This is a genomic window from Aureimonas psammosilenae, assembly GCF_009176975.1.
Taxonomy (GTDB): Bacteria; Pseudomonadota; Alphaproteobacteria; order Rhizobiales; family Rhizobiaceae; genus Plantimonas; species Plantimonas psammosilenae.
On the sequence record NZ_WEZG01000005.1, the window covers coordinates 188,363 to 205,736 of the forward strand.

The following is a 17,374-nucleotide window of genomic DNA, read 5'->3' on the forward strand; positions in this document are numbered from 1 at the left end:
CCAAGGAGGCTTTCGATGGACAGTCCGACCCATGACGAGACCGGCAGGGCGCCGGCCAGGACCCACGGCCGCGGTCGCATCTACGATTCCATCGTGGACACGATCGGCGATACGCCCCTCGTGCGGCTCGACAAGCTGGCGGCGGAAAAGGGGGTCAAGGCGAAGATCCTCGCCAAGCTCGAATTCTTCAACCCGAGTTCCAGCGTCAAGGACCGCATCGGCGTCGCCATGATCGAGGCGCTGGAAGCGGCCGGCAAGATCACCCCCGGCAAGTCGACCTTGATCGAGCCGACATCGGGCAATACCGGCATCGGCCTCGCCTTCGCAGCCGCCGCCAAGGGCTATCAGCTCATTTTGACCATGCCCGAGACCATGTCGGTGGAGCGCCGCAAGATGCTGCGCCTGCTCGGCGCCGAGCTCGTTCTCACCGAAGGCGCCAAGGGCATGAAGGGCGCGATCGCCAAGGCCGAGGAGCTTTTGCGCGACATTCCGAACGCCGTGATCCCGCAGCAGTTCGAGAACCCGGCCAATCCCGAGATTCACCGCGTCACCACGGCCGAGGAGATCTGGAACGACACGAACGGTCAGGTCGACATCTTCGTGTCGGGCATCGGCACGGGCGGCACCATCACGGGCGCGGGGCAGGTGCTGAAAAGCCGCAACCCGGCGCTGCGGATCGTGGCCGTCGAGCCCGAAGCCTCGCCGGTCCTGTCGGGCGGCGCGCCGGGCCCCCACAAGATCCAGGGCATCGGCGCGGGCTTCGCACCGGCGATCCTCGACCGCGCGATCTATGACGAGGTGGTGAAGGTTTCCAACGACACCGCTTTCGATCTCGCACGGCTCGTCGCGCGCCTCGAAGGCGTGCCCGTCGGCATTTCGTCGGGCGCAGCCCTTGCCGCCGCCATCGAGGTCGGCCGGCGCGAGGAGAATGCCGGCAAGAACCTCGTCGTGATCATTCCTTCTTTTGCCGAGCGCTATCTTTCCACCGCGCTTTTCGAAGGACTGGTGGACCCGGAGGAACCGAAGGAGCCGCCGAAGGGAACGCCGTCGATCTGACGTGGACGAAATTTGAACGACGAGGAAAGGGGAGCGGCGAAAGCCTCGCAGTTCCCCTTTTCATTTGCCGCCGATGTCCTTTGTTCACCTCGCGAGACGGTGAGTGCGCTGCTTGGGGTGGGGGAGCCGCCGGCTCATAGGACAATCAGCAAGGGGCATTCATGCCGACGGAAACCATCCAGGCTTCGAATCAGTTCTTCCGCACGCTCGCCGCGCAGGTCGCGGCCTTTCTTCCCAACCTCCTCGTCGCCGTCCTGATCCTGATCGCCGGCTTCGTGATCGCCGGCTGGCTGGGGCGGCTCGTGGCCGGCGCGTTCCGCTCCACGACCCATGTCGACCCGACCGTGGTCGGCCCGCTCGCATCCATCGTGCGCTATGTGGTGATCATCCTGGCGCTTCTCGTGGCGCTTGGGCAGGTCGGGGTGCAGATGACCTCGCTCCTTGCCGTTCTCGGCGCGGCGGGTCTGGCGATCGGTCTGGCCTTGCAGGGCACGCTCACCAATATCGCGGCCGGCATCATGCTGCTCTGGCTGCGGCCGTTCCGCATCGGCGATTATGTGGAAGCGCAGAACTTCGCCGGCACGGTGCGCGAGATCGGCCTGTTCGTCTGCCATCTCGAAACCTTCGACGGCGTCTTCGTGTTCGTGCCCAATTCCGGTCTTTGGAACGTCTGGTTGCGCAACCATTCGCGCTCCACCTCGCGCCTCGTCGCCTGGTCGGTGAGCCTGCCGCGCGACGTCGCCTTCACGGAGGCCCGCGCGCTTCTCGTGGAAACGCTGCGCCCGCCGGAAGAAGCGCCGGGGGTTGCGCAGGCCGAAGCCTCGCTCGAACAACTCACCGGCGATGCGCAGGTGATCGTGGTGCGCACCCGCGTCGCGCCCGCCCGCGTCGGACAGGCCCAGCACACCATGCCGGAGATGATTCGCGACGCCTTCGTCAAACGCTACGGCGATGCGGGGGAGCCGAAATCGATCCAGCGGCTCGTGCCCGTCGACAACGATCCCTCGCGCTATCTCAGCCTTTGAACGCGTGCCGATGACGGGCGGGCGGGCCGCCCGTCAGTTCGTGCGGCCCCGGAGGCAGCGCTCGTAGGCGCTGTTTCCGGCGGTTCGCGCCTGGTTATAGACGAAGCCGTTACGGCCGAAGCCGTCTTCGGGGTCGCTGTTGGATTCGTAGAAATTGTCCTGCGACTGCTGCGCATAGCGCTCGCAGAAGGCCTTCGAGCCGCGCGGCGCGCGGTTGGCGTCGAGCGACGCGCCGCGCGTATAGAAGGTATCCACGGCGTCGGGATAAGGGGTCGTGCAGCCGCCGATAACGAGAACGGCGGCGATCAGGGCGAAACGGGTCATGGAGATTTCCGAGGTCGGTCGATGCCGCCCAACCGCCGGCGATCGGCAAGGGTTCCGGGGTGCGACGCGGACGACCGCTCGCAAATGGGAAGGTGGCTTGCCGAAACAAGCCCGCTCCATGCGCGACGCTTGGATTCCGGGGCTCGAGAGCCTATATTCACATTGTCGCGGGCCGCAGTCGGACGCCGCCTTCCAGGCCCGACCATCCAGGGAATTTCATGTCAACTGCAGAACAACCGAACCTCGGCGCGAGTGCCGAATACGGCGCCGATTCGATCAAGGTTCTGAAGGGGCTCGACGCGGTTCGCAAGCGGCCCGGCATGTATATCGGCGACACGGACGACGGGTCCGGCCTCCATCACATGGTCTACGAGGTGGTGGACAACGCCATCGACGAGGCCCTGGCTGGCCATGCGACGCGCGTGACTGTGACGCTGAACGCCGACGGCTCCTGCACCGTGACCGACAACGGGCGCGGCATCCCGACCGACATCCATACCGGCGAGGGCGTGTCGGCGGCCGAGGTCATCATGACCCAGCTCCATGCGGGCGGCAAGTTCGACCAGAATTCCTACAAGGTCTCGGGCGGCCTCCACGGCGTCGGCGTGTCCGTGGTGAACGCCCTGTCCGTGTGGCTCAAGATGAAGATCCGCCGCAAGGGCCGCATCCACGAGATGAGCTTCACCCACGGCGTGCCGGATGCGCCTTTGGTTGAAACGGGCGATGCGGGCGACGAGACCGGCACGGCCATCACCTTCATGCCCTCGTCCGACACCTTCACCAGGACGGAGTTCGAGTTTCCGATCTTGGAGCACCGGCTGCGCGAACTCGCCTTCCTGAACTCGGGTGTGCGCATCATTCTCACCGACCGACGCCCCGCAGACGAGAAGAAGGTGGAGCTGTTCTACGAGGGCGGTCTCGAAGCCTTCGTGCGCTATCTCGACCGGGCCCGGAAATCGCTGATCGCCGAGCCCATCTACATCACGGCCGAGCGCGAAGGCATCACGGTGGAAGCCGCGCTCTGGTGGAACGACAGCTACCAGGACAACGTCCTGTGCTTCACCAACAACATCCCGCAGCGCGACGGCGGCACGCATCTGGCGGGCCTTCGCGGCGCGCTGACGCGGCAGGTGATCGGCTATGCCGAGACGTCCGGCCAGCTCAAGAAGGAAAAGGTTCAGCCGACCGGCGACGATTGCCGCGAAGGGCTGACCTGCGTTCTGTCGGTCAAGGTGCCGGACCCGAAATTCTCCTCCCAAACCAAGGGCAAGCTTGTGTCTTCCGAGGTGCGGCCCGTGGTCGAGGGGGCCATGAACGAGGCGCTCGCGACCTGGTTCGAGGAGCATCCGTCGGACGCGCGCACCGTGGTCGGCAAGATGGTGCAGGCGGCCGCCGCACGAGAAGCGGCGCGCAAGGCGCGCGAAACCGTGCGCAAGGACGTGATGAGCGTCTCGACCCTGCCGGGCAAGCTCGCCGACTGCCAGGAAAAGGACCCGGCGAAGTCCGAGATATTCCTCGTGGAAGGCGATTCGGCCGGCGGCTCGGCCAAGGGCGCGCGTTCCCGCCAGAACCAGGCGATCCTGCCGCTGCGCGGCAAGATCCTGAACGTCGAGCGCGTGCGCTTCGACCGGATGATCTCGTCGGACCAGATCGGCACCCTGATCACGGCGCTCGGCACGGGCATCGGCACGTTCGAGGGCTCGACCTACGGGTTCGACGCCGACAAGCTGCGCTACCACAAGATCATCATCATGACGGACGCCGATGTCGACGGCGCCCATATCCGCACGCTGCTTCTCACCTTCTTCTTCCGGCAGATGCCGGAGCTGATCGAGCGCGGCTATGTCTACATCGCCCAGCCGCCCTTGTATAAGGTGACGCGAGGCAAGCAGTCGCAATATCTGAAAAACGAGAAGGCGCTCGACGACTACCTGATCGAGGGTGGCCTCGACGAGGTGACGCTGACCCTCCAGTCCGGCGAGGTCCGCACGGGCCGCGATCTGCGCTCGGTGGTGGACGACGCGGTGAACCTGCGCACGGTCGTTTCGGGCCTCCATTCGCGTTACGACAAGCGGCTCGTCGAGCAGGCGGCCGTGGTGGGGGCGTTGAGCCCGGCGGTGGCCGAAGACGCCGCGCGCGCCGCCGAACTCGTGCAGACAATCGCCACGCGCCTCGACGCCCTTGCCGAAGAAGGCGACGGCCCGTGGAGCGGCGAGATCGTGGAAGAGGGCGGCTATCGCTTCACCCGCGAGGTGCGCGGCGTGACGGAGGTGCAGAACCTCGATGTCGGCCTCATCCAGTCGGGCGACGCCCTGGCGCTCAACCGCCTGGCCGCGCGCCTCGGCGACGTCTATGCCGGGATTCCGCTGCTTCGCCGCCGCCAGGAGGAAATCCGCATCACCGGTCCGATGGACCTCCTGGCCGCCGTGTTCGAGGCGGGGCGCAAGGGCCTGTCGCTGCAGCGCTACAAGGGCCTCGGCGAGATGGACCCCGAGCAGCTCTGGGAAACGACGCTCGACCCCGAAGTGCGCTCGCTGCTCCAGGTGCGCGTGCAGGATGCGACCGACGCCGACGAACTCTTCGCGCGCCTGATGGGCGACGAAGTGGAGCCGCGCCGCGAGTTCATCCAAGACAACGCCTTGCAGGTCGCCAACCTCGACATCTGAAGACTGCTCGGCCGGTCGGCGCGTTTGCGAGCCGACCGGCCGAGACTTGACCGAGCTATGCTGTCGGCTTCACCGCCTTGATGGCATAGCGGTGCTCGATCCGGCGGCTGAGGCGCTTGGTGAGCGGCATGTGGCGGCCTTGCGCGCGATGGATTTCCCCGAGCCGGTGATCCACGACGATGTCGCGAAATCCGGCGTGGCCTAGAAGCGCGGCGACATCGCCGGCACGCGCGCCGTTCCTGAAATGCACGCGGGACAGGATGCTTCGGTGCCGTTCCGCCATGTCGGGCGACAGGGCAGGCGCTTGCCGGCCGACGAGCCGACTGCGCCGGGCGAGCGCGTCCACCCGTTGCAGGAGCCGCTGGCCGAGCGTCTGCCGGACGAAGTCGCCGTCCACCACGAGAAGCGTGCCGCCGGGCTTGAGAACGCGCAGCCATTCGGAAAAGCACGCGGCTGGATCGACCAGCGTCCACACGAGATGGCGCGTCACGAGAATGTCGAAGCTCGCATCATCTTCCAAAATGCGCTCCGCATCGCCGAGCCGGAAGGCGATGCGCCGACCGCGCGATGCCGCCTTGGCTTTGGCGAGGCGCAGCATGGCTTCCGACCAGTCGAGACCCGTCACCTGGAAGCCGAGATCGTCGAGGAGATGCGAGATGACGCCGGTGCCGCTCGCCAGATCCAGAACCGAGCGCTTCCCGGCGGGACCCAGATGACGCGACAGGAGGCGGTGCCAGGCCTTTCGCTCGTCCTCGTCGAAAATCTCGTGGCCCGGAAACTCGTCGAAGCCCGGTGCGCGCTCCGACCAGAAGGCTTCGATCTCTTCGCGCAATCCGTAGTTGGGGCGGGGTTCCGTTCCGTCCATGGCAGTCATTCCAGACTCGAACTCTTCTAAAACATATAAGTTGACTACATAAATCAACTATTCATAGAACGCATCGTCTTTCACGAGGGGTTCTCGACATGCGGATCGTCCGCCGCGCAGCCTTGGCTGCCATCGCCACTTTGTCGCTGACGGCGGGAGCCGCCTTGGCCGAAACCGTCACCGTGACCGACGTCACGGGCCGCGAGGTGAAGGTCGCGGCGCCGGTGAAGCGCGTGATCCTCGGCGAAGGCCGTCAGATCTACTTCGTCGCCGCCTTGGAGCGCGACACGCCCTTCGAGCATATCGTCGGCTGGCGCGACGACCTTCCCAAGGCCGATCCGGAAAGCTACGCCGCGTATCTCGCCAAATATCCCGAGATCGCCAAGCTGCCGACCTTCGGCGGCATGAAGGACGGCACGTTCGATGTCGAACAGGCCGTGTCGCTGAAGCCCGACGTCATCCTCATGAATGTCGACGCCAAGACCGCCACTGAGGAGGCCGGTTATATCGACACGCTGGCCAAGGTCGGCATCCCGCTCGTTTACGTCGACTTCCGCGAAAAGCCGATGGTCAATACCGAGCCCTCCATGCGCCTCATGGGCAAGCTTTTCGACAAGGAAAAGGTCGCCGAGGACTTCATCGACTTCCGCGCCAAAAGCATCAAGGCGGTGACGGATGTCCTGGCCGACAAGAAGCCCGCCGCGCCGCTCGTCTTCGTTGAGCGCGCCGGCGGCTATTCCGACGATTGCTGCATGTCCTTCGGGGATGAGAATTTCGGCAAGATGGTGGAGATCGCCGGCGGGCGGAACATGGCCAAGGACATGATCCCCGGCACCTTCGGCAACGTGAACCCCGAGCAGATCATCGCTTCCGACCCCGATCAGGTGATCGTCACCGGCGGCAACTGGGGCGCCTATGTGCCGGGCGGCAACTGGGTCGGCGTCGGCTACGGCGCGGACGAAGCCGAAGCGCGCCTGAAACTCGAAGCGTTGACGAAGCGCGCCGCCTTCACCGGCACGAAGGCCGTAAAGAACGGCGAGTTCCACGCGATCTGGCACCAGTTCTACAACAATCCCTACCAGTTCGTCGCGATCCAGGAGATCGCCAAGTGGCTGCATCCTGACCTCTTCAAGGATCTCGATGCGGAAGCGACCTTCAAGGAACTGCACGCGCGCTTCCTGCCGCTCGACTACAAGCCGGGCTACTTCGTTTCCCTGACGGACACGAAATGAGCGCAGGCGTGATGCACGCCGGCACCGGGCAAGGGCGGGGGCGCTATCGCGTCCTCGCCCTTCGGCGCGTCGCGCTTTTATCGGCGCTGCTCGTCGCGCTTTTCGCCAGCGTTTGCGTCGACATGGCGCTCGGACCCGCGAACTACACGATCAGCCAGATCCTCGACGCCTTGTTCGGCGCGGCATCCGTCAGCGACCAGCTTCGCGTCGTGGTCTGGGACATCCGCATGCCGATCGCCCTGATGGCGGTGACGGTGGGCGCGAGCCTGTCGGTGGCGGGCGCGCAGATGCAGACGATCCTCGCCAATCCGCTGGCCAGCCCCTTCACGCTCGGCATCTCAGCGGCGGCCGCCTTCGGCGCGGCCTTGGCGCTTGTTGCGGGCACGGCGATCCTGCCGGTCGGGATCGTCTACATGGTGCCGATCAATGCCTTCCTGATGGCGATGGCGGCGGCGCTGTTCATCCATTTCGCGTCCACCATGCGCGGCGTCACCGTGGAAACGATCGTGCTTCTCGGCATCGCGCTCGTCTTCACCTTCAACGCGCTTTTGTCGCTTCTGGAATATCTGGCGTCCGAGCAGGCGCTGGCGGCGGTGGTGTTCTGGACCATGGGCAGCCTCACCAAGGCGACCTGGCCGAAGGTCTGGATCACGGGGATCGTTCTCCTCGTCACCGTGCCGCTTTTCGCGCGTCAGGCCTGGGCGCTGACGGCCCTGCGCCTCGGTGAGGACAAGGCCGCAAGCTTCGGCGTCAATGTGCGCCGCCTTCGCTTGCGCACCATGCTGACGGTGAGCCTTCTGGCCGCCATTCCCGTCGCCTTCGTCGGCACCATCGGCTTCGTCGGGCTCGTCGGTCCGCATATCGCGCGCATGCTGGTGGGCGAGGACCAGCGCTTCTTCCTGCCCGCCTCCGTGCTCTGCGGAGCGCTGCTCCTGTCGGTCACCTCCGTCGTGTCGAAGACGATCCTGCCGGGCGCGATCCTGCCGATCGGGGTCATCACGGCGCTTGTCGGCGTGCCCTTCTTCTTCGTCCTCATCTTCACCACGAGGAAGCGCGCATGGTAGCGATCGCTCTCGAAGGGATCGGTGCCCGCTACGGCCGCACCACGATCCTGGCCGATGTCGCCACCGGCATCTTGCCGGGCGGCACCCTGACGGCGGTGATCGGCCCGAACGCGGCCGGCAAGTCGACGCTCTTCAAACGCATCGCCGGTCTCGTTTCGGGGCCGGGCACCGTCCATCTGACAGAGAGCGAAGGAGGGCGGGACGCCATCCGCTACATGCCGCAGGATACGGGCGGCAACGCGGTTCTGACGGTCTACGAATCGGTGCTGCTCGCCGCGAAGCAGGGCTCGGGCTGGCGCGTCACTGATGCCGAACTCGCCGAGATCGACCAGCTTCTCGCCGCGCTGCAGATCCAGGACCTGTCCTTTCGCGGGCTCGGCGAATTGTCGGGCGGCCAGCGCCAGCTCGTTTCCATCGCGCAGGCGCTCGTTCGAAAGCCCGAAGTGCTTCTGATGGACGAGCCGACCTCGGCGCTCGACCTTTACCGCCAGATCGAGGTGCTCGACTTCATGCGCCGGCGCGCGAGCCGCACCGGCATGGCGGTTCTGATCGCGCTCCACGATCTCAACCATGCGCTGCGCTATTGCGAACACACGATCGTCATCGCCGATGGCCGCATGGTCGCCGGCGGTCCGACGTCGGAGGTCATCACGCCGGCCATGCTGCGCGAGGTCTACCGCGTCGAGGCGCGCGTGGAGGCCTGTTCGCAAGGGCGCGCCATGCTGATCGTAGATAGCACCGCGGCGGCCTGAAGGGGCCTTCGCGAGGCGTTGACGAGGGGGCGGAACGGGAGCAGGTTGCCTGCCTCGGGAAGGGGCCTTTCAGCGCTTCCTTCCGCCTTTGGCTTCAAGCGTCGTCGGGAGCGACGCGTCGGGTCGAAGGGAATGCGTGACCGAAAGCATTCATCTGAAACTGCGGGAGGAAACCATGTTTCAGCAAGCCATCGATCAGGTCTCCAAGAAGGTCCTGATCCGCGAGCGCTACGACAATTTCATCGGCGGCAAATGGGTCGCGCCGACCGATGGACGCTATTTCGACAATCCGAGCCCGGTGACCGGGAAGGTGCTGTGCCATGTCGCGCGCTCTTCGGCCGCCGATATCGAACTTGCGCTCGACGCCGCCCACGCGGCGCGCGAGAAATGGGGCAAGACGGCCCCCGCCGAGCGCTCCAAGCTTCTCCTGCGTATCGCCGACCGCCTGGAAGAGAATCTCGACCTTCTCGCCATGGTGGAGACGCTCGACAACGGCAAGCCGATCCGCGAAACCACTCATGCGGACATGCCGCTCGCGGTGGATCACTTCCGCTATTTCGCCGGGGCTCTGCGCGCCCAGGAAGGCGCGATCTCGCAGATCGACGAGGACACGGTCGCCTACCACTTCCACGAGCCGCTCGGCGTCGTCGGCCAGATCATTCCTTGGAACTTCCCGCTCCTGATGGCGGTCTGGAAGCTCGCACCGGCGCTCGCGGCCGGCAACTGCGTGGTCTTGAAGCCCGCCGAGCAGACGCCGCTGTCCATCATGGTCTTCGCCGAACTCATCGCCGACATTCTGCCTGAAGGCGTCCTCAACGTCGTCAACGGCTTCGGCCTCGAAGCCGGCAAGCCGCTGGCGCAATCCAAGCGCATCGCCAAGATCGCCTTCACGGGCGAAACGACGACCGGCCGGCTCATCATGCAATACGCCTCCGAGAACCTGATCCCGGTGACGCTGGAACTCGGCGGCAAGTCGCCCAACATCTTCTTCGCCGACGTGATGGACGAGGACGACGAGTTCCTCGACAAGGCGCTGGAAGGCTTTGCCATGTTCGCTCTGAACCAGGGCGAGGTCTGCACCTGTCCGAGCCGCGCGCTTGTCCACGAATCGATCTACGACCGCTTCATGGAAAAGGCCGTGGCGCGCGTAAAGGCGATCAAGCAGGGCCATCCACTCGACCCGACGACCATGATCGGCGCGCAGGCTTCCAACGAGCAGTTGGAGAAGATCCTGTCCTATTTCGACATCGGCCGCCAGGAAGGCGCCGAGGTGCTGACGGGCGGCAAGCGGGCGCAGATGGAAGGGGAACTCGCGGACGGCTTCTATGTGGAGCCGACGATCTTTGCCGGCCACAACAAGATGCGCGTCTTCCAGGAGGAGATCTTCGGCCCGGTCGTGTCCGTGGCGAAGTTTAAGGACGATGCGGATGCGCTCGCCATCGCCAACGATACGCTCTACGGCCTCGGCGCGGGCGTTTGGACGCGCAACGGCACGCGCGCTTATCGCTTCGGCCGCGCCATCCAGGCGGGCCGCGTGTGGACCAACTGCTACCATGCCTATCCGGCCCATGCGGCCTTCGGCGGCTACAAGCAGAGCGGCATCGGGCGCGAAACCCATAAGATGATGCTCGACCACTACCAGCAGACCAAGAACATGCTGGTCAGCTATTCGCCCAAAGCCCTCGGCTTCTTCTGACCCTTTGGCTCGGAGGGCGGCGCGGAACCTCACCGTTCTGCGCCGCCCGCCTCCACCGGAGTTTTCCCATGAACAAGGTGACGGCGACGCCGGACGCCATGGCGTTTCTTGCCGAGATCGTGGCCGACCACGGCCCGGTTCTGTTCCACCAGTCGGGCGGCTGCTGCGACGGGTCCTCGCCCATGTGCTATCCGCGCGGCGAGTTCCGCATCGGCGACGGCGACGTCCTTCTCGGCCGCCTTTCCGACGACACGCCGGTTTACATCGGCGGCGCGCAATACGAAGTCTGGAAGCATACCGATCTCATCCTCGACGTGGTGCCGGGGCGCGGCGGCATGTTCTCGCTCGACAACGGCCGCGAGCGTCGCTTCCTGACCCGCTCCACGGTCTGCGCGGTGCCGGACGAAGCCTCAGCCTGAGGGGGCAAGCTTAGTCTTCAGGCTGGCATGGTACTCGTATATGAGCCGCCGAGCCGGCCGCTTTCCCGTGCGCCGGACACATCCGACCGGAGACCGTCATGAAGATCAGCGCGCGCAATCAGCTCAAGGGCAAGATCCTGGAGATCACCAAGGGCGCGACCACCGCTCACGTGCGCATCGAGCTTGCCGGCGGCGCGGTCGTCACCTCCTCCATCACCAACGCGGCGGTGGACGAACTCGGCTTGACGGTCGGGGCCGAGGCTTATGCGGTGGTGAAGGCATCGGACGTGATGATCGCGGTCGACTGAACGCCTCGCGAGGTTGAACAGTCCGTGACCCGCAGCGGCGAACGGTCCCGTGAACCTTTCGCCGCTCGCCGCTGTTGCATCCCGAAGTTTGGTTGGCCGGCTGGCCGCAACGAGGGAAGCGCGGGCGTTCATGAATACAGTGGTTGTCACCGGAGGAAGCGCCGGGATCGGGCTTGCGATCGCCGACCGGTTCGCCCGAAGCGGCTGGCAGGTCGCAATCCTGGCGCGCGACGAGGCGCGGCTGGCGGCGGCCAAAGCCATGCTGGAGCGTCGCGGAACCAAGGTTCTGGCGATCGCCGCCGATGTCGCCGATGTGGGCAAGGTGAACGAGGCGGCGGCGAAGGTCATCACTGAACTCGGCGGCATCGATGCCTGGGTCAACAATGCCATGTCGACCGTGGTCGCCAAGGCCGACAAGATCACCCCGGAGGAATATCTCCGCGTCACTGAGACCACTTACCTGTCGCAGGTCTACGGGACGCTCGCCGCGCTTCGCCATATGCGAGAACGGCGGCGCGGGGCGATCATCCAAGTCTCGTCGGGTCTTGCCATCCGCTCCGCGCCGCTTCAGGCGGCGTATTGCGGTGCGAAGGCGGCGGTCGGGGGCTTCACCGATTCTCTGCGCTCGGAACTCATCGCCGACAATTGCCCGGTGACGCTCAGCACCATCTACCTTCCCGCCGTCAACACGCCCCAGCCGGGCTGGGCCCGCAACCGGACGGGACACGAGCAGGTGATCCCCGATCCGCTCTTCGATCCCAGGCTCTGCGCCGAAGCGGTTTATTCCGCGGTTCTCGATCCGCAGCGGGAAGTCTGGGTCGGCCGCTCGACTCTGATGATGACGCTCGCGCAGGCCATTGCCCCGAGCTTCGCCGACCGCAAGGCCGCCGGCATGATCGGCCAGCAGCAGGGCCGCCCGATGCCGCCGCGCGAGGGTAATCTCGATGCGCCCGTACCGGGACCGGCCAGCATCGACGGCGATTCGAAGGAGCGCACGCTCGGCACGAGGCACGAATTCATCACCAGCCGGCATCTCGATCTGTTGAAGGTCGGGGCGGTCGGCGGGCTGCTTCTGGCCGGCGCGCTGGCCCGGCGCGTTCTGTCCGCCGGCCGGCCAAGACGACTGGACCGCTGGTAAGCCCTATCGAACGGCGGCGGCCTTTTCGATCGAAGGCTGCCACCGCCCGTTGGTGAACGGGCTTCCTTCCGAAAGGGGGCTCGGCTCCAGCCAGGAAGCGCCGGCGCTGCGTGCGAAGGCGACGAGCGTCTCTTTTGCCAACGTGCCGCCGACCGTTCGGCGGCACAGGCGACCGCCTTTCTCGGCTGGCACGACGCTCGCATCGGAGCAGGCTGCGAAAGTTCCGTGAGCCATCGGCCGGTCGATCTCGTTATGCGCCACGGCGTTCAGCGTCGCCATGACGAAGGTGGACGCGGCGAGACGGATCGCTGCCCGGCGCAGAAAGGCGGGCGACACCGAACGGGCAAACCACCGAAAACTCTTCATGAACTCGATCTCCTTGAACGGGATCGAGAATGCCAAAGCTTCCGGGTGGCTTGGGGGCGGGGGCGTTACGGGATGTAACGAAGCGGGGCGCACTGTGTCGCCCTTTCGCAACAGTGGCTTTTTCCGGCTCCCGGCGCGGCAAGGTTTCAGTTCTGCCGCACCTCAAGCCCCGCGCGAGCGCGCGTCGTCGCCGCTTTCCTTCACCACTTCCATCACGACATTGGTGGAGGTGCTCGCCACATAGGGCAGGGTGGAGATCAACTCGCCCAGAACGCGGCGATAGCGCCGGATGTCGGGCGTCCTGATCTTCAGAAGATAATCGAAACGGCTCGCGATCATGTGGCACTCCTCCACCTCGCGAATCTTCTTCACCGCCGCGTTGAAGCTGCCGAGCGCTTCCTCATGCGTATGGGTGAGCTTCACCTCCGCGAAGGCCACATGGTCGAGATCGAGCTTGGCGGGATTGAGCACCGCGCGAAAGCCCTCGATATAGCCGTCCTTCACCAGCCGCTTGAACCGGATCTGACAGGGCGTCTTCGACAATCCGACCTTGGCCGCCAGATCCGTCACCGAGATGCGCCCGTCGCGGGCGAGGATTTCGAGGATCTTCAGATCGAACTGGTCGAGATCGCTAGTGTTCGGCCTATCCATGGGCATTATGGCGAGAAGCAGGGCTTCGATTTGGTTCGATCGCCTACGATCTAGCCAAAGAATGGTCCGATGTCACGTCATGGTCGGTGGTAGGATAGGGCTTCATACCCATTCCCCTCGATCACGCCGCGTGAGGCCTTCGATGTCCACCGCACCTTTCGCCGATTTCGCCCCGCCGATCGCCGCACAGACGCCGTTGCGCCAGGCGATCACCGCCGCTTATCGCCGTCCCGAGCCCGAATGCCTTCCGCCCCTCGTGGAAGCTGCGCGGCTGCCGGCCGAGATGAAAGGCGCCGTTGCGCAAACGGCGCGGCGCCTGATCGAGGCGCTGCGGGCCAAGCACAAGGGCACCGGCGTCGAAGGGCTCGTGCGCGAATATTCGCTGTCGAGCCAGGAGGGCGTCGCGCTGATGTGCCTCGCCGAAGCGCTTCTGCGTATCCCCGACACCGCGACGCGCGACGCGCTGATCCGCGACAAGATTTCGGACGGGGACTGGAAGTCGCATGTCGGCGGCGGGCGCTCGCTTTTCGTCAACGCCGCGACCTGGGGCCTCGTCGTTACCGGTCGGCTGACGGCCACCGTCAACGACCGAAACCTTTCGGCGGCCTTGACGCGGCTCATCGCGCGTTGCGGCGAGCCGGTGATCCGGCGCGGCGTCGACATGGCGATGCGGATGATGGGCGAACAGTTCGTCACCGGCGAAACCATCGAGGAAGCGCTGAAGCGCGCTCGGCCGCTGGAAGCGCGAGGCTTCCGTTATTCCTACGACATGCTCGGCGAGGCGGCGACCACGAGCACCGACGCCGACCGCTATTACCGCGACTACGAGAACGCCATCCACGCCATCGGCGGGGCATCGAGAGGGCGGGGCGTTTATGAAGGGCCCGGCATCTCGATCAAGCTTTCGGCGCTGCATCCGCGTTATTCGCGCGCGCAAAGCAGGCGCGTCATGGGCGAGCTTCTGCCGCGCGTTCGCGAACTGGCGATCCTGGCGAAGCGCTACGACATCGGCCTCAACATCGATGCGGAGGAAGCCGACCGGCTGGAGCTTTCGCTCGACCTTCTGGAAACCTTAAGCTTCGACCCGGCCTTGAAGGGCTGGAACGGCCTCGGCTTCGTGGTGCAGGCCTATGGCAAGCGCTGCCCCTTCGTGCTCGATTGGATCATCGACCTCGCGCGCCGCTCCGGACGCCGCATCATGGTGCGCCTCGTGAAGGGCGCCTACTGGGACGCCGAGATCAAGCGCGCGCAGCTCGACGGGCTGCCCGACTTCCCGGTCTATACGCGCAAGATCCATACCGACGTCGCTTATGTCGCCTGCGCGAAGAAGCTCCTCGCCGCGACCGACGCGGTTTTCCCGCAATTTGCCACGCACAACGCGCAGTCGCTGGCCGCGATCTATCATCTGGCCGGGCCGGATTTCGAAACTGGCGATTATGAGTTCCAATGCCTCCACGGCATGGGCGAGCCGCTTTACGACGAGGTGGTGGGCCGGGAGAAGCTGAACCGGCCGGCGCGCATCTACGCGCCCGTCGGCACGCATGAAACGCTTCTCGCCTATCTCGTGCGCCGCCTTCTGGAGAACGGCGCGAACTCCTCCTTCGTGAACCGGATTTCCGACCCGGCGATCTCGGTCGACATGCTCGTCGCCGATCCGGCCGATCTCGTTGAAGCGATGCCGGTTGTCGGTGCGCCGCATGACGGCATCGCGCTGCCGGCCAAGCTTTTCGGCGAGGAACGACCGAACTCCAGCGGCATCGACCTGTCGAACGAAACGTCGCTCGCCGATCTTTCCGCCAAGCTCGCGGCAAGCGCGGAGCGGGAATGGCACGCCGCGCCGCTTCTCGCCGATGGTTTTGCGGAAGGCGAAGCGCGCGACATCCTGAACCCCGCCGACCGTGGCGACCGCGTCGGGCAGGTGGTCGAACTTGCACCCGGCGAAGCGGGACGGGTGGTGCGCCTCGCTTCCGAGGCCGCGTCCGGTTGGGCCGCCGTTCCCCCGGCCGAGCGGGCGGCCTGTCTCGACCGCGCCGCCGACATCATGCAGGCGCGCATCGAAACGCTGATGGGCATCGCGATCCGCGAAGCCGGCAAGACCGCCGCCAATGCGGTCGGCGAAGTGCGCGAGGCGGTGGACTTCCTGCGCTATTACGCGGCGCAGACCCGCCGCACCCTCGGCCCCTCGCACGGCGCGCTGGGACCGGTAATCTGCATCAGCCCCTGGAACTTCCCGCTCGCGATCTTCACCGGACAGGTCGCCGCCGCGCTCGTCGCCGGCAATCCGGTGATCGCCAAGCCCGCCGAGCAAACGCCGCTGATCGCCCATGAAGCCGTCCGCATCCTTCACGAAGCGGGCGTGCCGGCATCCGCGCTCCAGTTCGTGCCGGGCGGCGGCGAACTCGGCGCAGCCCTCGTCGCCGCGCCGGAAACCGCCGGCGTCATGTTCACCGGCTCGACGGAAGTCGCGCGCCTCATCCAGGCACAGCTTGCCGAACGCCTGTCGGCGGCGGGGCGGCCGATCCCGCTGATCGCCGAAACCGGCGGCCAGAACGCCATGATCGTGGACTCCTCGGCGCTTGCCGAGCAGGTGGTGGGCGACGTCATCGCCTCCGCCTTCGATTCGGCCGGCCAGCGCTGTTCGGCGCTGCGCGTCCTGTGCCTTCAGGAAGACGTGGCGGACCGGGTGCTGCACATGCTGAAGGGGGCGCTTGCCGAACTTTCCCTCGGGCGCACGGATCGTATTGCCACCGATATCGGTCCGGTGATCGATGCCGAGGCCAAGGGGAGCATCGAGGCGCATGTCGAGCGGATGCGCGGCCTCGGCCTTTCCGTCGAGAGCATCGGCCTTCCCGCTGACGCCGCCGAGGGCACCTTCGTCGCTCCGACGATCATCGAGCTGAAGACGCTTTCCGACCTCGAGCGCGAGGTCTTCGGCCCCGTTCTCCACGTGATCCGCTATCGCCGCGAGGCGCTGGATGACCTGATCGAAGAGATCAACGCGTCCGGCTACGGCCTGACTTTCGGGCTTCACACGCGGCTCGACGAGACGATCGCGCATGTGACCGACCGCATCCGCGCCGGCAATCTCTACGTCAACCGCAACGTCATCGGCGCCGTGGTGGGCGTCCAACCCTTCGGCGGGCGCGGCCTTTCCGGCACCGGGCCGAAGGCGGGCGGGCCGCTTTATATCGGACGCCTCGTGGCGAAAGCGCCCGTTCCGCCGCAGCGCAGCGGCGCGATCCATACCGATCCGGCGCTTCTCGACTTCGCGCGCTGGCTGGATGGCAAGGGAATGGCGAGAGAAGCGGAGGCCGCCCGCGACTTCGCCGAGCGCTCCGCCCTGGGGCTCCGCCGCGAGCTTGCCGGGCCGGTCGGCGAGTTGAACATCTATGCGCTCCATCCGCGCGGCAAGGTCTTGCTGGCGCCGGAAACGGCGGGCGGACTGGCGCGCCAGATCGCGGCTGCACTCTCCTCGGGCAACCACATGGCGGTGGATGCGGGGTCCGGCCTTCGCGAGGCCTTCGCCGGACTGCCGGCCACCGTCGCAGCCCGCCTGTCCTGGACGTCCGATTGGAATGGAGACGGGCCTTTCTCTGGGGCTCTGGTGGAAGGCGAGCCGGAACGCGTCGCCGCGATCAACCGACGGATCGCCGCGCTCGATGGGCCGCTGGTTCTCGTCCAGGCGGCAAGAACCGGCGAGATCGCGGGAGACACTGAGGCTTATTGTCTCGACTGGCTTCTCGAAGAAGTCTCGACATCCGTCAACACGGCGGCGGCCGGCGGCAATGCCAGCCTGATGACGATCGGCTGAG

General features: G+C 66.0%; 15 protein-coding genes. 11 read left to right on the forward strand and 4 right to left on the reverse strand.

What is annotated here, in order from left to right; all coding sequences use genetic code 11:
- Positions 1 to 15: 15 nt before the first annotated feature.
- Both cysK and F9929_RS11490 read left to right on the forward strand, forming a co-directional pair.
- On the forward strand, positions 16 to 1,056 hold the full coding sequence (cysK, locus tag F9929_RS11485; RefSeq protein ID WP_152046709.1) for a cysteine synthase A: 1,041 nt from the start codon (positions 16 to 18) through the stop codon (positions 1,054 to 1,056).
- A 161-nt stretch (positions 1,057 to 1,217) separates the two neighbouring features.
- Complete coding sequence (locus F9929_RS11490; RefSeq protein WP_152046710.1) at positions 1,218 to 2,081, forward strand: mechanosensitive ion channel family protein; 864 nt, start codon at positions 1,218 to 1,220, stop codon at positions 2,079 to 2,081.
- Positions 2,082 to 2,114: 33 nt separating this feature from the next.
- On the opposite strand, the gene F9929_RS11495 is transcribed toward F9929_RS11490, so the two are convergent.
- On the reverse strand, positions 2,115 to 2,405 hold the full coding sequence (locus F9929_RS11495) for a hypothetical protein (protein WP_152046711.1): 291 nt from the start codon (positions 2,403 to 2,405) through the stop codon (positions 2,115 to 2,117).
- 218 nt (positions 2,406 to 2,623) lie between these two features.
- Between F9929_RS11495 and gyrB the strand changes: the two genes are divergently transcribed.
- The gene (gene gyrB / locus F9929_RS11500; protein WP_152046712.1) at positions 2,624 to 5,071 is read left to right on the forward strand and encodes a DNA topoisomerase (ATP-hydrolyzing) subunit B; all 2,448 of its coding nucleotides are present in this window, start codon (positions 2,624 to 2,626) and stop codon (positions 5,069 to 5,071) included.
- Positions 5,072 to 5,126: 55 nt separating this feature from the next.
- Here the strand turns inward: gyrB and F9929_RS11505 are convergent, their stop codons facing one another.
- Positions 5,127 to 5,936: a class I SAM-dependent methyltransferase gene (locus tag F9929_RS11505; RefSeq protein WP_152046713.1), complete on the reverse strand. Its 810-nt coding sequence runs from the start codon at positions 5,934 to 5,936 to the stop codon at positions 5,127 to 5,129.
- Between the two features lie 98 nt (positions 5,937 to 6,034).
- On the opposite strand from F9929_RS11505, the gene F9929_RS11510 reads away from it, so the two are divergent.
- The 7 genes from F9929_RS11510 (at position 6,035) to F9929_RS11540 (ending at position 12,545) form a co-directional block, all read left to right on the forward strand.
- On the forward strand, positions 6,035 to 7,168 hold the full coding sequence (locus F9929_RS11510; RefSeq protein WP_152046714.1) for an ABC transporter substrate-binding protein: 1,134 nt from the start codon (positions 6,035 to 6,037) through the stop codon (positions 7,166 to 7,168).
- Positions 7,165 to 8,232 (forward strand): FecCD family ABC transporter permease, encoded by a 1,068-nt coding sequence (locus F9929_RS11515; protein WP_152046715.1) that lies wholly within the window; start codon positions 7,165 to 7,167, stop codon positions 8,230 to 8,232. The genes F9929_RS11510 and F9929_RS11515 overlap by 4 nt, the downstream gene beginning before the upstream one ends.
- Positions 8,226 to 8,984 (forward strand): ABC transporter ATP-binding protein, encoded by a 759-nt coding sequence (locus F9929_RS11520; RefSeq protein ID WP_152046716.1) that lies wholly within the window; start codon positions 8,226 to 8,228, stop codon positions 8,982 to 8,984. Before F9929_RS11515 ends, F9929_RS11520 begins: the two co-directional genes overlap by 7 nt.
- 175 nt (positions 8,985 to 9,159) lie before the next feature.
- The gene (adh, locus tag F9929_RS11525) at positions 9,160 to 10,680 is read left to right on the forward strand and encodes an aldehyde dehydrogenase (protein ID WP_152046863.1); all 1,521 of its coding nucleotides are present in this window, start codon (positions 9,160 to 9,162) and stop codon (positions 10,678 to 10,680) included.
- Positions 10,681 to 10,748: 68 nt separating this feature from the next.
- On the forward strand, positions 10,749 to 11,099 hold the full coding sequence (locus F9929_RS11530; protein ID WP_152046717.1) for a DUF779 domain-containing protein: 351 nt from the start codon (positions 10,749 to 10,751) through the stop codon (positions 11,097 to 11,099).
- A gap of 98 nt (positions 11,100 to 11,197) precedes the next feature.
- Positions 11,198 to 11,407: a TOBE domain-containing protein gene (locus F9929_RS11535; RefSeq protein WP_152046718.1), complete on the forward strand. Its 210-nt coding sequence runs from the start codon at positions 11,198 to 11,200 to the stop codon at positions 11,405 to 11,407.
- A 130-nt stretch (positions 11,408 to 11,537) separates the two neighbouring features.
- Complete coding sequence (locus F9929_RS11540) at positions 11,538 to 12,545, forward strand: SDR family oxidoreductase (protein ID WP_152046719.1); 1,008 nt, start codon at positions 11,538 to 11,540, stop codon at positions 12,543 to 12,545.
- A gap of 3 nt (positions 12,546 to 12,548) precedes the next feature.
- Here F9929_RS11540 and F9929_RS11545 read toward each other — a convergent pair whose 3' ends face one another.
- Both F9929_RS11545 and F9929_RS11550 read right to left on the reverse strand, forming a co-directional pair.
- Positions 12,549 to 12,911 (reverse strand): hypothetical protein, encoded by a 363-nt coding sequence (locus F9929_RS11545; protein ID WP_152046720.1) that lies wholly within the window; start codon positions 12,909 to 12,911, stop codon positions 12,549 to 12,551.
- A 162-nt stretch (positions 12,912 to 13,073) separates the two neighbouring features.
- Complete coding sequence (locus tag F9929_RS11550; RefSeq protein ID WP_235919217.1) at positions 13,074 to 13,562, reverse strand: Lrp/AsnC ligand binding domain-containing protein; 489 nt, start codon at positions 13,560 to 13,562, stop codon at positions 13,074 to 13,076.
- 142 nt (positions 13,563 to 13,704) lie between these two features.
- Between F9929_RS11550 and putA the strand changes: the two genes are divergently transcribed.
- Positions 13,705 to 17,373: a trifunctional transcriptional regulator/proline dehydrogenase/L-glutamate gamma-semialdehyde dehydrogenase gene (gene putA / locus F9929_RS11555; RefSeq protein ID WP_235919218.1), complete on the forward strand. Its 3,669-nt coding sequence runs from the start codon at positions 13,705 to 13,707 to the stop codon at positions 17,371 to 17,373.
- The last annotated feature ends 1 nt before the right edge of the window (position 17,374 follow it).